This window comes from Microcoleus sp. Pol8_D6 (assembly GCF_036700965.1).
Classification (GTDB): Bacteria; Cyanobacteriota; Cyanobacteriia; order Cyanobacteriales; family Microcoleaceae; genus Microcoleus.
The window spans coordinates 1-14,675 of record NZ_JAUBPW010000107.1 but is presented as its reverse complement, the minus strand read 5'-3'; the positions used below and the strand labels follow the sequence as shown (position 1 = coordinate 14,675).

Sequence of the window (14,675 nt, the reverse complement as noted above, 5' to 3'; positions counted from 1 at the left end):
TTTGGGCATGGGTTTCGCGATCGCATGATTCCGGATTACTTCCAGTATACGTCTTAACCGCCTTGGCGACTGCTATATAACCAAAGCTGGCTTCAAAAATCCGGTTTCTGCGTAGGTTTATCGGTTCCAAACAGCTTATTTGAGGTAAAAACGAAGTTTCGCTTGCCGATCAACCATTTTACTCACTTTATATAAATTATGCCGGAGCTTGCTGCGGTCTGCCCCAAACAATCCGCTCCTGCTTGTATACAACCATACCCGGTTTTGCGCCTTTGGGCTTGTATACATATTTCGGTTCTGTATAAACCACGGGGACTTGTTCGCTGTGGCGGGCGCGACTGTAGTAAGCAGTCATGTCGGCGGCAAATTGCAAATCGGTTTCTTCAGCAACAGTACCGGGTTTGAGACGCAGCAAAGCGTGGCTTCCGGGAATCTCTAGGGTGTGGAACCACAAGTCGTAGTCGTTGGCTGTGCGAAAAGTGAGTTGGTCATTTTGGCGGTTGTTGCGCCCGATTAATAATTCAAAGCCGCTGGGGCTTTGGTAGCGGTGAAATTCGATCGCAGCATTTTTGTCGGTACTGCGGTAATCTGGTACGTCTAGATATTTTTGTTGGATCAGTTCTTCGCGGATTTCGGCGAGGGTTTGCAAATCTTGGGTGTTGCGGTAGGTTTCCAATACTGAAAGTGCGACTTCAACTTGTTCTAAATAGTCGATTTCTTCCTGTACGGCGGCTAACAAAGGTTCTACTGCAATGCGGGCTCTTTTAAGTTTTTGGTGTTTTTTGTAGATTGCTTGAGCGTTTTGAACCGCATTTTTTTCCGGGTTTAGGGGAATGATAACTGGTTTCTCAGTTTCAAAGTCAGGGAGGGAAATTGATTTCATTCCCGGTTCCCAATGCTGCAAATTTGCCATCAGCAAGTCGGCTTGGGATTTGTGGGTGTCTGCGTCTGCAGATTGCTGTAAGCGTTCTTTAAATGTGTTGGCTTTGAGGCGCAGTTTTGCCAGGACGTTGTTGAGTTTTTGGGTAAGCTGATGCCGCAGTTGGGCGAATACTTCTTGATTGATTTGGCCTGTGTAGTAGCTGTTAAGTATTTCTTGAACGGAAGAAGCATCAGAGGGCGGGCACGGAGGCACCGCCCCTACATTGTGATTTTCTGGGACGGGCCAATCGATGACTGTGTAGCCTTCGGGGGTAAAACTTGGGTGAAATTTGGAGTTTTCTAGGCATTGCAGCCAGTATAGCCAGCGTTGAAATAGTTGCTGCCATTCGTCGGGATTGAGGCTGTCGGTGGATTGTTCGGGGTCTAAAGAAGCCGATCGAATCATTGACAAAACTAAGGCTTTACTCGTCCCTCGGTAATTCTTCAACAGATTGCCCTTTAATTTCCCAGGAACCAGGCTAATTCGTGATTGCCAGCGGTTTTGAGATTCGCTCAGACTCGGCACTGCATCGGTCAAAGACGGGGGCATTTCGTAGGGTTGCCCGGTTTGGATGGGACGGACGGTAGACTGTTTGGCGCTGACTTGGTGGGCGCAGGTGACAACGAGGTTGTCTTGGGCGGTGAGTATGACGTTGCTGTACTTGCCCATGATTTCGGCGTAGAGGTGCCAGAGGGCGGGTTCTCCGGGGCGTTTGGCGAATTGCAAGTCGATGACTCTTTCCCAGGATGCCACGGGGGCGATGGAAACTAAGGCTAAACCGCTGAGTTGGTGGCGCAGTTGTTCGCTGAAGGTGAAGGTGTCGGGAATGCGGGGCGGGGGGTCGCCGACGCAGATGCGGGCGGCCACAGGATGCCAGGAAAGGTCAACCCAGCCGCGCCCTTTCATGGTGCGGAGGGCTAGGGACACGGTGAAGCGATCGCGCTGGTAGACTTGTTCTAAGCGCGCTGGCAGCCATTGGGCTCGCAGTTCGCTGCAAGTGGCGGTTAAAGTTGTAAAGTCTACGGGTTGCACGGTGGCCTCTTTGCGATCGAACTATCTATTTCTATGCTGACAGATATCGGTCACATTTTACTAACTATAGCCTTTCTCAGTAACATGAGGTGTACGCTTGATAAGCGGGCATAGGGCATAGGGCATAGGGCATAGGGCATACCTCACCAAGATTGAGAACTGCTGTATTTACAATTATTGTTTGCTCTTGCTTCGCATCCTACGCTAGGAAAGCGCTTCAATAATTCCGTTAACAAATAACAAATAACTAATAAACATCTCCTAAAAAGCAGGTTTTGAACAGGCACGGTGGCTGTTCCACAAGAATTATGGGAGATGTCTAATAACAACTAACTAATAATATCAAATCCGTTAGCCTCGGAAGAGTAAATTCGACTTCACAGTCAACATCATTCCGGTGCAACCGGAATCGATATAACTTCCCGAATCAATTGCAAATGTTTGTACAAAGGTGCGATCGTATTGGCAGCGATCGCACCGCTAGCAGCAACAGCCGGCAAACCAATTCCCGGAAACGTCGAATCTCCGCAGCAAAACAGCCCCACTAAAGGCGTTCTCGGCCCGGGAAACAAGCCGCTACCCGCCCGAATTCCGGGCCCGTAGGTACCGCGATGGCGGCGCAAAAACCGTTCGTGGGTTAGGGGTGTCCCAACTAAGGTGACTTCGCAGCGCGATCGAATATCGGGGATAATTCTCTCTAAGGCTTCCCACATTACCTCGGCGCGCGCTTGTTTTTGCAGCTTGTATTCTTCGCTGGTGCGATTCCCTACGGGATAGCTTCGCTTCACGAGCTTTTGCCACAAATCGTAAGGCTCGTTTCCGGGGGTATATGCGTGAATGACGTGCTTTCCCGGAGGCGCGAGGTGGGGGTCGAGGAGGGAGGGAATCGAGACGAGAACGACGTTCTGAGGGGCAGAAACGCCCATTTCCCAGTCTTTGACGAAGATGTAGTGACAAGCCAAGTCCGATCGCACTCCGGCAGCATCAATTCCCAGATGCAGGTGCATGAAGCTGTCGCACTCGGGGGTCGCCTGCCGCTGTTGCCGAAACCTTTGCGGGACTGAGGTTTCAGGTAACAGTTTCAGGGTATCCCAAACGGAAGCGTTGGAGACGACGGCTTTGTGCGATCGAATAATTTTGCCCGATCGCAGCCGCACGCCTGCAGCCCGGTTGTTTTCGACCAAAACTTCTGCAACGTGGGAATTTAGCAGCAACTGCCCTCCGTGGCGCTCTAAACCGCGTACCAGGGAGTTTACCAGGGCTGCACTACCGCCGATCGGATAGTCTAAAACTGCATTGGGGCGATACCAGTCGGCGAACATGAAAGCGACTTCGGCTGCGATCGTTCCGTCGGCGGGAAGTCCAGACAGCAGGAAGCACAACAAGTTCAGCCAATTTCGGACAAAGGGATCTTTGACATTTTTGTCCATTATTTTGCTGAAAGGGCCTGCAAGTGCGATCGCGTCGCCAGCACTTTGCAGGAAAGCCGGCGCAAATTGACCGAGGGTAAAAACACTGCCCAAATCGAAGCGCAAAGCCAGGGAGGGCAAGGCTGTGGCAGCTTTGGCGTAGGGCTCCATGATGCGCTGGAGTTGCCGCCATTCGGCGACTGCTGCCGCGCCGCGCAGTTGTGCGAGCACTTCGCCAAATTGACTCGCGCCGACGGATGTGTCGAAATCGCCTTCTGGCAAACAGCAACCCCAGGTATCGTAGGTGATGCAGGGGAGTTTTTCGCCGATCGCATCCAAAACTTGCCGCAGCGGATTCGCAGACGGGCTGTAGGATAATCCTGAGTACAGGGAGGGCCCGGAGTCGAAGCTAAATCCGCCGCGTTCAAAACCGTGTGCGGCGCCGCCCGCGATCGAGTGACTTTCGCAGACAATCACGTCAAAGCCATATCTGGCAAGCAGTGCAGCGCAACTCAAGCCGCCAATTCCGCTGCCTATGACGATGATTTCTGTGTCTGTGGGGGCGATCGCAACCATGTTTTTCTCCGCTACATCAGCTAATATTATCTCTGTTACCAACAATAAAACTGGTTTGTATATTAAATGGAAAATATATCTATTCTCGAACAAGCCGCTAAATCTAATTCTAAACCATCTTCCAACGCCGTAGTCTCCGCCCTCCTAGAAGCCGAGAAAAACGCGAAAAAAAATAAAATTCGCTATTCTTTCGAGCAATTAATCGGCAACTGGCAACTCTGCTTTATCACGGGCACGAAAAAGACTCGACAAAAAGCGGGAATTGTCTTGGGTGCGGGACGTTACATCCCTGAGTGGATTGCGAAAATTCAAATTGCTTATTTGGCCGAACCTGTTGCTGAAGGGGAAAAGAATAGCGAAATCGGCAGGGTGGAAAATTCGGTGCAAGTTGGGGCGATCGTACTAACTCTTTCGGGGCCGACTAAGTTTTTGGTTAATAAAAACATTTTAGCTTTTGATTTTACCAGAATTACGGTGAAATTGTTGGGTAAAACTGTGTATCAAGGATTTATTCGAGGTGGAGAAGCGCGGGAGGCGGATTTTTTTAGTTTAAGTGTGGGGAAGCAGGCATTTTTTGCATATTTTCTGGTAGAAGATGGGATAATTGCGGCTAGGGGAAGAGGCGGTGGATTGGCTTTGTGGGGGAGAGTTTAGAGGAATTGAGGAGGCGATCGAGTAATTGTTTTTGATCGCAGCCCCTTATTGGTGAATTCCCAGGGGATGGTTGACCCGAAATACAGTCGAGATTTTCTGCATATTAACTCAGAAGGCTATGCGGCACTCAACCCGGCAATTGCTGGTATCTTGGTGCCGTAGGATAATGCTAGGGTGGCTAATTCCGTTTATTTGACTTATGGTTTTGCATGGCATAGACTCGGAGAATTGAATTTATGTTGAGCCAGAAGATTATCCAAGGACTGCAAGACATCCCCGAAGATAAGCTCGCACAACTTTATGACTTGATTCACTACTTTCGCCTGGGTTTAGGGAGAGAACGTGTACAGCCCCGCACTCCCGGTTTACTTACCGGACAACTCGGCGACGTTTTGTGTGAACCCCAACCAGAAAAGGAACTACAGCAATGGGAATGAGCTATCTCCTCGACACCCATATGTTGCTGTGGTGGGTGGATCTTTGATGACGCTAAACTTACGCGACATGAGAAATCGATAAGGGCGACTTCAATTCGTTGTTGTTTGGCTAAAAATCCGTTTTTCAGGATCAGGTACAAGATCAGAGTAGACTTAGACTAGGTAAGATTAGGAGACTATTCATGAACAAGAGTTATGTTATATGGAACAACAAGGGTGGTGTCGGTAAGAGCACCATTACCTTCCACATTGCATCTATGTATGCCGAGAAGAATCAAGATCGAAATGTGGTGGTTATAGATATGTGTCCACAAGCAAACTCATCAATGATGTTGATGGGAGGCGGTACTGGTGCAGAATCTCGTCTTCAGGAACTAATTATGGGAGATATTCCTAAAACTGTTGTCGGTTATTTGACAGATAGTGTGCTAAAGAATGACACTACGGATGTCAATAAATATTTAATTCAATTAAATGAAAGCAACTCAAAACTACCGTCAAACCTTTTTTTAATGGCTGGTGACGGAAATCTTGAGTTGATAGCTCCTTTGTTGGCCGAAAGAGCTGATGCAACACCGTTGTCAAGCACGGATTCTCCTTGGGTTGAGATACATTCAATTATAAAAAAGTTGACAGAGCGTACTATATTAGACAAGCCAACAACATTTTTTATTGATACCAATCCCAGCTTCTCAATTTATACACAAATTGCAATTCTCTCAGGGCAAAAGTTATTGGTTCCTATCAATGCTGATGATTCATCAATTTATGCCATATCTGGATTGTTTAATTTGATTTGGGGTACTGAGAAATCACACCCAGTTTATGGAAAGTACACTTTCGCTGCGAAAGTTGATATTTTTAAAATACAAAGACCAAAAATTGCGCTTTTACTAGGTAATAGATTTACTCAGAAAAAGGGCGCAGCGCGGGCTTTCAAGGCACTATCGAATGAAGCAGTGAATAAAATGTTTGTGGAGTACAAAAAAAATAAGTCCCGTTTTGTCGATGGAGAGCTACATGATTATACTCAAGAGGAATTTGAAAGTGCTTATAGTTGTGAATTGAGAGATTTTAATAGTGCTGGTGTAGTAGCAGCCAATCTAGGATTACCATTAAGTGAAATGCTGGCGCGAGGTAAGTATAAACTGTATGGGGAGGATATACAAATTAATTACGAACAAAGAAAATTATGCCATGAAGTGATTGAGAAACTTGTCGAAAAGTTGTAAAAATCTGATTCTGTAATTAGAAACTGGAGAATTTGACAACAAAATTGTGACGGACAATCTCGCCATTATAGCCCAAGCAAAAGCTATGCGACGCAACCCACATGAGAGCTGAGAATTCAAAATGACAAACTTGCCTCAGTTTCCACACAGCAAAAGACTTGAAAGGATAGGAGTTCGTATAGTCGATGAGGCTGTTAGCGATCAGTTAGGGTGGATTTTTAGAGAGTTACCTCAGGAGTATGATTTAGGAATTGATGCTTACATTGAAGTGTTGACAACTGGCGTACAAACAACAGGTACAACATATGGAACTGGAAGACTGATCGCCTCACAAATTAAATGTGGTCCTTCCTACTTAGATAAGACAACTTCGGAAGGATACATTTTTCGAGGTAAATTAAAACATCTTGACTACTATCTAAATTATTCTTTGCCAGTTCTTATTATTCTATGCGATCCAGATTCTCAAGAGTGTTGGTGGGCTAAGGTATCACCTACCTGTATTGAACGAACTCAACAAGGATGGAAAATCATAGTCCCTTTTAAACAAAGGTTAGATAGTAGTTGTATTGCAGAACTCATTGGAATTTCAAGAGAAGGACAAAGCGGACATGATTCCTTTTTTTGGTGGGTTCCTCACGAGATTGCTTGGCATCATAACATTACACTAGCCGTTTTACCCGTTTATCCAGAAAACGGTAAAGCGTTATGCATAAGTAAACATCCCATTACAAATGCACAGTACAAAGGGTGTGTAGAAGAACAATGGGTTAGAGAACCAGTTGGAGAGAAATATTTAGGTGAAATACTGCTAGCTAATCACTGGTCTGGTTCGTTTTACCCCTGGAAAAACGAGAGTTTTCGAGATCCGAACCAACCAGTTGTATGTATTTCCTACTGGAATGCATCACTTTACTGTGATTGGCTGTCTGAAAAGTACGGTTGTTATGTAAAACTTCCAACATCTAAGCTATGGGACTTTGCTGCATTTGGCAATGAGTTTCCAGCCCACAACCCTACTGATTTTCTAAAAATCACTCACAGTGTTCATCACCGAGCATCTGCGCCCGCTATTATTGATTCAACAGGAAAACGAACAAACCCTTGGGGCGTTGCTGATTTATTAGGTAATGTTTGGGAATGGTGCGCTCTTGATGACGAGGGATTTATTGGGAAGGGTACAAGCCATGACATTCCTCGGCATCGTTATACAGGTTTCTACGATAGAAATCTTTACTTGAAAGGAGGAGGATTTTTAGATGATTTGACATCCATCATACCTTCGATGCGATCTACTGAGTTAGATCGGGGTAGTTCCACCTGTCATTTTGATATTGGTTTTCGGGTGTCTACGGAGATTTTAGTCTCTAGCTTGCCCGTTGATATTCAAGAGAAACTACAATTGTGTAAACGGCTTTTACCTCGCAATCAGTCCTATGCAAACCCATCGCTATATCCATGTGATTTTAAAGAAAAAGATTTCCCAACCTCATAAAGATGAGAAATTGGTAGTTGTTTAGCCTCAAACTCACTATTGTAAGAAAAATTAAGTTTACGTAAATTCGTCGGAAAATATGCCAAGAATGATTGCATTAACTATTTCTAGGGTGGGGATGTATGGCAGTATCGCATCAACCAATTTGGACCCTATCACCAGAAGATGTATATCAATCCTTTGAAATCAGCGAGAACGGGTTATCTGATGAGGAAGCTTTCGATCGACTCGTAAAATTTGGTACGAATGAGTTGCCAGAACCCGCACATCGACCTCTGTGGCTAAGATTTACCGATCAGTTAAGGCACTTTATGGCCCTGCTGCTATGGGTGGCAGGGATTTTGGCATTCATTTCGGGAACCCCTCAATTAGGTTGGGCAATCTGGGCGGTGATCGGGATTAATGCTGTATTCAGTTTTTGGCAAGAGTTTCAAGCAGAGCAGGCTTTAGCGGCCTTAAAGAATGTGTTGCCGATGCAGGTAAAAGTGTATCGGAATGGGGAACTAAAGCAGATTCCGGCAAAGGAACTGGTGCGTGGAGATGTGATGCAGTTGGAAGAGGGCGATCGCGTCTCTGCGGATGCTCGGTTAGTCACAGATCAAAGCCTGTATCTGGATATTTCTGTAATGACTGGCGAATCGCTTCCTGTTGCCCGTAACGCTCATCCGGTGCGGGTGCGCGAAGCTGCATCCATCCGGGCTGGCAAAACGATACCAGCGGGCGAACATCCCTTACAAGAAAAGGTCAATCTGGCGGAAATCCCAAATTTGGTACTGGCAGGCTCGACGGTTTCGTCAGGAAGGGGGGTTGCTGTGGTGTATGCCACGGGAGCGCAAACCGAGTTTGGTCACGTCGCCCATCTCACTGCTGTCGTGAAACGGGAACCCAGCACGTTGGAAGTGCAGGTTGCTGATATTGTGCGGATCATCACTGCGATCGCCCTCGGTATGGGAGTTCTGGTATTTCTGCTGACATACCTGCTGGTGGGGATGGAGCTCAAAGAGAGCTTTATTTTTGGGATCGGGATCATTGTGGCGCTGGTGCCAGAGGGCTTACTGCCGACTGTTACTTTGTCATTAGCGATCGGAGTGCGACGAATGGTGCGCCGTAATGCTTTGGTGCGTCGTCTTTCGGCTGTGGAAACCCTGAGCGCTACAACGGTGATCTGCACCGACAAAACCGGAACGTTGACTAAAAACGAAATGACGGTGCATTATCTGTGGCTTCCCTGGGAATCTTCCGAGAACAGCCCAAATCCTGCCAGCCAAGAGTCGGCTGTCTCACCACCTCTTAACGGGAAGCAGAAATCTCATCCATCGATGACGCCGACTCTAATTGAAGTGACGGGCGCTGGATACGATCCTACGGCTGGTGAGGTTCAGATTCCCGCGAATTTTGAAGAATCCTGGAAAGTCAATTTGCTGCTTACGGGGGCGGCACTTTGCTCGAATGCACGGTTGATTCACCTGACAGCGCCTAGCCGTTGGCAAGAAATTGGCGATCCAACAGAAGCGGCTCTGCTGGTGGCTGCTGCCAAAGCCGGATTGAATCTGGAAACTTTGCAAAAACAGCTTCCCCGCTTGCGCGAAGTGCCTTTTGATTCTCGTCGCCGGATGATGACGGTGGTGCTGGACTGGCGATCGTCCGCGCTATGGAATAGCGATTTGCCGAACCTAGCTTTTACCAAGGGAGCACCGCTGGAAGTGTTGCGACACTGCACATCTATCTTGCGGAATGGAACTCTCTCCGAACTCACTCAATCCGACTCGAATGAAATAGTTGCGGCTAACGATGATTTAGCCCAGCAGGGCTTTCGGGTTTTGGGGGTGGCGGCGCGCCGTGGGGGGAGTGAAATGTTGGATTTGCGATCGCAAGACTTAGAGCAAAACTTGATTTTTATTGGTCTGGTGGCGATGTTTGACCCGCCCCGTCCAGAGGTAAGAGACGCTCTTGCTCAGTGCCATCAGGCAGGAATTAAGGTGACGATGGTGACGGGTGACTATGGACTGACTGCTGAGGCGATCGCCCGCAAAATTGGATTAGTTACCGATTCTGTACGGGTGGTAACGGGTGAAGGCATGGGGCATCTGTCGGATGCTCAATTGCAACAAATTCTGAAATATCGATCGGGGCTAGTGTTTGCTCGGATGTCTCCTGAGCATAAGCTGCGACTGGTGGAAGCGTATAAAACGATCGGGGATGTAGTTGCGGTGACGGGGGATGGAGTCAATGATGCTCCAGCATTAAGGGCTGCCCATATTGGCATAGCGATGGGGATGAATGGCACCGATGTGGCACGAGAAGCCGCCGATATTGTCCTCACCGATGACAACTTTGCGACGATCGTCGTCGCGATCGAGGAGGGGCGAGCCGTGCATCAAAACATCCGCAAATTTATGACCTACATCCTGGCATCAAACCTGCCGGAATTAGTACCATTTCTGTTCATGGTGGCGTTGAAGATTCCTCCTGCACTGGTGATCATGCAGATTCTTGCCATTGATTTAGGAACTGATATAGTGCCTGCATTGGCATTGGGTGCAGAACGGGCAGAAGCCGGAACGATGCAGCAGCCCCCCCGGAAAAAATCGCAACCGCTTCTCGATCGGTCTCTGCTGTTGCGCGCCTATGGCTTCTTGGGATTGCTGGAAGCTGCCCTAGCGATGGCAGCATTTTTTCTGGTGTGGTGGAGTTACGGTTATGACTTGGCAGAATTACAAGCAGCAACCCCAAGCATTCTGTCTCATTCAGCAGATGCCGCTACGATCGCCATCTATACTCAAGCCATTACTATGACTCTGGCATCGGTTGTGGCTTGTCAAACGGGCAATGTCTTTGCTTGCCGATCGGAACGTGGCTCAATTCTGCGGCTGGGATTCTTTTCTAATCCACAAATCTGGCTCGGAATTGTCATTGAATGGATTTTAGTGGTGCTAGTGATCAATAACGAATTGTTGAGTCGCATCTTTTCAACAGCACCTTTAGCACCCTGGCAATGGCTGCTATTGCTGGTGTGTCCACCGATCATTTTAGGAGCAGAAGAACTACGAAAAGTCGTGTTTCCTGGGAAATTGATTCTGAATCAGAGCCAGAAAGGTAATTAGGTTGAATTTTGTGAACACTTCCTACTCCTAATTGCTGACGATCGCATTTACGGATATAGCTACATCTGAAAATGCGATCGGGTAAACTGTTCCGCCTGTTAGTAACTACCGCGCATCCCCAATTAAAATAAACGGCGACCAATAAAACGGATGGCGAGTAATTTGACTCAATTTAGCTTGCCGCAAAGCTTCATTTTTACTCATCCCTTTATTGATATTTTGATAAAATTCAACCATCAAATCTTTAGTAGCGGAATCATCAACACTCCACAAACTCGCCATCACAGCTTGTGCGCCCGCACGCTCAAATACATAGGCAACTCCCGATATTTCTTCACCGTTAGAATTTGCTTGCATAGCAGTTTGACACGCGCTTAAGGTGAGGAGTCTGGTGTTTTGCAATCCTAATAACGCCGCATCGCGAATATTGAATTGGCTGTCAGCAAATAGCAGTGTATTTTCCTCCATCCCCAATTTTTGACAGCCTCCCTGTTGGAAACAGCCGTGAGTTGCTAGGTGTAAAAAAGGAAAGCGGGGTGCTTGAGTTTTAAATTGGTCGAGGGTGGCGGCATTGCCGATATAGGCGGAACTTCGCGGCAATAATTGAGCGATATTTCTAACTTCTTCTTCCGAACCGGATAAATTTTGCGGAGCACGGGGGATGGGATTTCCTAATGCTAAGACTCCGCCTTGTAAAGTCGAATTGGGAATTGACCTGGTGGAAATGCGGGTGAGATAGTTGACGGGATATTTCTGGATGAGGAATTCATCATTTTGTTCGTCATACAGGGTTTCAAAGGGGATGTAGCGCAGTTTTCCTGTGGCGATGATGCTCAATTGTTTGGCGGAAGTAGCTTTGATTTGGTCTTCGACGGGACGAATCAGGATTTCGTAGAGTTTGCTGCCAGTTACGGTGAAGTTAGTGTCGCCAGTATTTTGCAGTTGTTCGCGGTATTGAGTGAGGAGTTTGTCGAATTCTTCGGGATTAATAGGAATTTTTTTAACACTTAAACTGTCTTTTGTCAAGACAAATAGGGCGATCGTATTGGGAACATTTGTGGCATTTGTCAGCAAGACGGGTTGAATGACTGCGGTTCCGGGTGAGATACTTGCTTTCAGTTGGGCGATGTCTTTGGGTGTGGTTTCAAATAGTTCGGCGACTTCTGGGAAACTGCGGGAGATTTGTTCGGCTTGGCGGTTGACTTCTGCTTCTAATTCCCGCATTTGTCGGGAGAGATTTTCTGAGAATTTGTCTTCAAGTTGGCGGCGGATGAATTGGAGTTGTTGATTTTTTTGATTCCACTCGTCAATGGCTGTTTGTGCTTGGGGGTTGGTAACTTTGGCGTCAATTAAACGGGTGTAGTCGGCGAGATCGGCGGTGGTGGTGATGTTGAGCCATTGGAAGGCGCGATCGGCTTGGTTTTGATCGATGAGGATGTCAACAAGTGCAACTGCGGGGTCTCTTTTACCTTCTAAAAACTTTTGGCGATTTTCTCGCTGTAAGCCACTCCGCATTTCTAAGGTGATTTGGACGGATTGCTGCCAATTTTCGATCGCTTGAGTTGGTTGCTTCGTATGTCGGTAGAATGAACCAATATTACTCAAAGTAGTAGCTTCCCCAGAGCGATCGCCTACTTCCCGCCTAATTGGTAAAGCTTGGTTAAAGTATTTCAAAGCTTCTTGGGGTTGAGAAATGCTGCTGTAAACTGCACCAATATTATTCAAAGTATTAGCTTCTAGTGAGCGATCACCCACTGACCGCGTAATTGGCAAAGCTTGGTTATAGTATTTCAATGCCTCTTGTGGTTGAGAAATGCTGCTGTAAACTGCACCAATATTATTCAAAGTAAGAGCAACGCCTGCGCGAGCGCCCACTTCTCGCCAAATTGGTAAAGCTTGGTTATAGTATTTCAATGCTTCTTGTGGCTGAGAAATGCTATCATATAGCCCACCGATATTATTCAAAGTCGTAGCAATGCCTGCGCGAGCGCCTACTTCCCGCAAAATTGGTAAAGCTTGGTTATAGTATTTCAAAGCCTCTTGTGGTTGAGAAATTGTGTTGTAGACTACACCAATATTACTCAAAGTAGTAGCTTCCCCAAAGCGCTCGCCCACTTCCCGCGTAATTGGTAAAGCTTGGTTAAAGTATTTCAATGCTTCTTGGGGTTGAGAAATCCTGCTGTAAATTGCACCAATATTATTCAAAGTATTAGCTTCCCCAGAACGCTCGCCCACTTCCCGCCTAATTGGTAAAGCTTGGTTGTAGTATTTCAATGCTTCTTGGGGTTGAGAAATGCTGCCGTAAACTGCACCAATATTACTCAAAGTAGTAGCTTCCCCAAAGCGATCGCCCACTTCCCGCGTAATTGGTAAAGCTTGGTTATAATATTTCAATGCTTCTTGGGGTTGTCCAATGCTTTCGTAAACTACACCAATATTAATCAAAGTAACAGCAACGCCTGCGCGATCGCCTACTTCCCGCCTAATTGGTAAAGCTTGGTTATAGTATTTCAATGCTTCTTGGGGTTGTCCAATGCTGCGGTAAACTGCACCAATATTACTCAAAGTAGCAGCTTCCTCAGAGCGATCGCCCACTTCCCGCATAATTGGTAAAGCTTGGTTGTAGTATTTCAACGCTTCTTGCGGTTGAGAAATTCTGTTGTAAACTTCACCAATATTATTCAAAGTAGTGGCAACGCCTGCGCGATCGCCCACTTCTCGCCTAATTGGTAAAGCTTGGTTATAGTATTTCAATGCTTCTTGCGGTTGTCCAATACTGTTGTAAACTGCACCAATATCATTCAAAGTAGCAGCAACGCCTGCGCGATCGCCCACTTCTCGGCTAATTGGTAAAGCTTGGTTAAAGTATTTCAATGCTTCTTGCGGTTGAGAAATACTGTTGTAAGCTACACCAATATTACTCAAAGTAGTGGCAACGCCTGAGCGATCGCCCACTTCTCGCCAAATTGGTAAAGCTTGGTTGTAGTATTTCAACGCTTCTTGCGGTTGAGAAATACTGTCGTAAACTAAACCGATATCATTGAGTGCGAAAGCTTCGATTTTTCTATCTTTTAATTGTCGCGCAATAGCTAGAACTTGCTGCCATTTTTCTATTGCCTGTCGGGGTTGTCCTTGCTGTTGTTGCTGCCTTGCTTGTTGCATAAGTCTCTGTAATTCTTCAACCTGTAAATTTTGATTTTGCGCCCAACTCGGTTGCACGATCGGCGGCACAGTCAGAGGAGTCAAACACAAACCCAAAGCCAAAACACTGATAATAATTCGTTTCATAACCTTGCCTACTTCTCCTCATCAAATTAACCAATACTCTAATCATTCAAAAAGTCTATTTGTCTGCCAAAATAACTATGCCTCTATCTATCAATTTCGGCAAAAATTTCTCCCATTTTCAGTCTCGTATTTCCAAGCTCAAAATATTGGATGTAAACGTTTTAGCCTTTCCTCATTGTTTGTGCGCGGAGCGTCCGGCACCTCAATCAGAACTTCTGAACCATCAGGAATGTTCAGGCTTTCTGCAATTTCTATAAAATTACCCCGTTTGAGGCCTTTGATTTGCATAGTTATATCTACCTCTTAATTAATTTTTACCTATTGTACCACTAGGAGCATCGCCGATCTATACTATTTATCCCGAACTCCCTCAAAAACCTCCCGCTCAATTCCTTCTTCTTCTAAATTGTTTTCTTGACGAAACTTTTGAAGCGCTTCCCAAAAATTATGGGTAGTCCTAAACAAGTAATGATAAATTGTAGTGATGGATAAAATACCAAATCGCACCGATGTGATTATTTAATGA

9 protein-coding genes are annotated in these 14,675 nt (G+C 46.4%); 5 read left to right on the top strand and 4 right to left on the bottom strand.

Annotated features, from left to right (window positions below; translation table 11 throughout):
- Window positions 1-196 precede the first annotated feature (196 nt).
- Together QUA10_RS27355 and QUA10_RS27350 are read right to left on the bottom strand one after the other, a co-directional pair.
- Window positions 197-1,954 carry an NFACT RNA binding domain-containing protein gene (locus QUA10_RS27355; protein ID WP_333085671.1) on the bottom strand — a complete coding sequence of 586 codons (1,758 nt, stop codon included), beginning with the start codon at window positions 1,952-1,954 and terminating at the stop codon, window positions 197-199.
- A gap of 389 nt (window positions 1,955-2,343) precedes the next feature.
- Window positions 2,344-3,939 carry an NAD(P)/FAD-dependent oxidoreductase gene (locus QUA10_RS27350; RefSeq protein WP_333085679.1) on the bottom strand — a complete coding sequence of 532 codons (1,596 nt, stop codon included), beginning with the start codon at window positions 3,937-3,939 and terminating at the stop codon, window positions 2,344-2,346.
- Between the two features lie 66 nt (window positions 3,940-4,005).
- On the opposite strand from QUA10_RS27350, the gene QUA10_RS27345 reads away from it, so the two are divergent.
- The 5 genes from QUA10_RS27345 (at window position 4,006) to QUA10_RS27325 (ending at window position 10,861) form a co-directional block, all read left to right on the top strand.
- Window positions 4,006-4,593: a hypothetical protein gene (locus QUA10_RS27345; protein WP_333085672.1), complete on the top strand. Its 588-nt coding sequence runs from the start codon at window positions 4,006-4,008 to the stop codon at window positions 4,591-4,593.
- Between the two features lie 236 nt (window positions 4,594-4,829).
- Window positions 4,830-5,030 carry a hypothetical protein gene (locus QUA10_RS27340; protein ID WP_333085673.1) on the top strand — a complete coding sequence of 67 codons (201 nt, stop codon included), beginning with the start codon at window positions 4,830-4,832 and terminating at the stop codon, window positions 5,028-5,030.
- A 182-nt stretch (window positions 5,031-5,212) separates the two neighbouring features.
- A complete protein-coding gene (locus tag QUA10_RS27335; protein WP_333085674.1) occupies window positions 5,213-6,262 on the top strand; it encodes a ParA family protein in 1,050 nt (349 codons plus the stop codon).
- Window positions 6,263-6,383: 121 nt separating this feature from the next.
- Window positions 6,384-7,757, top strand: a complete 1,374-nt coding sequence (locus QUA10_RS27330) for a DUF4365 domain-containing protein (RefSeq protein WP_333085675.1) — start codon at window positions 6,384-6,386, stop codon at window positions 7,755-7,757.
- 122 nt (window positions 7,758-7,879) lie between these two features.
- A complete protein-coding gene (locus tag QUA10_RS27325) occupies window positions 7,880-10,861 on the top strand; it encodes a cation-transporting P-type ATPase (RefSeq protein WP_333085676.1) in 2,982 nt (993 codons plus the stop codon).
- Window positions 10,862-10,966: 105 nt separating this feature from the next.
- Here the strand turns inward: QUA10_RS27325 and QUA10_RS27320 are convergent, their stop codons facing one another.
- Together QUA10_RS27320 and QUA10_RS27315 are read right to left on the bottom strand one after the other, a co-directional pair.
- Entirely contained in the window at window positions 10,967-14,149 is a 3,183-nt protein-coding gene (locus QUA10_RS27320) for a CHAT domain-containing tetratricopeptide repeat protein (protein WP_333085677.1), read from the bottom strand.
- Window positions 14,150-14,287: 138 nt separating this feature from the next.
- Entirely contained in the window at window positions 14,288-14,437 is a 150-nt protein-coding gene (locus tag QUA10_RS27315; RefSeq protein WP_333085678.1) for a hypothetical protein, read from the bottom strand.
- Window positions 14,438-14,675: the final 238 nt, after the last annotated feature.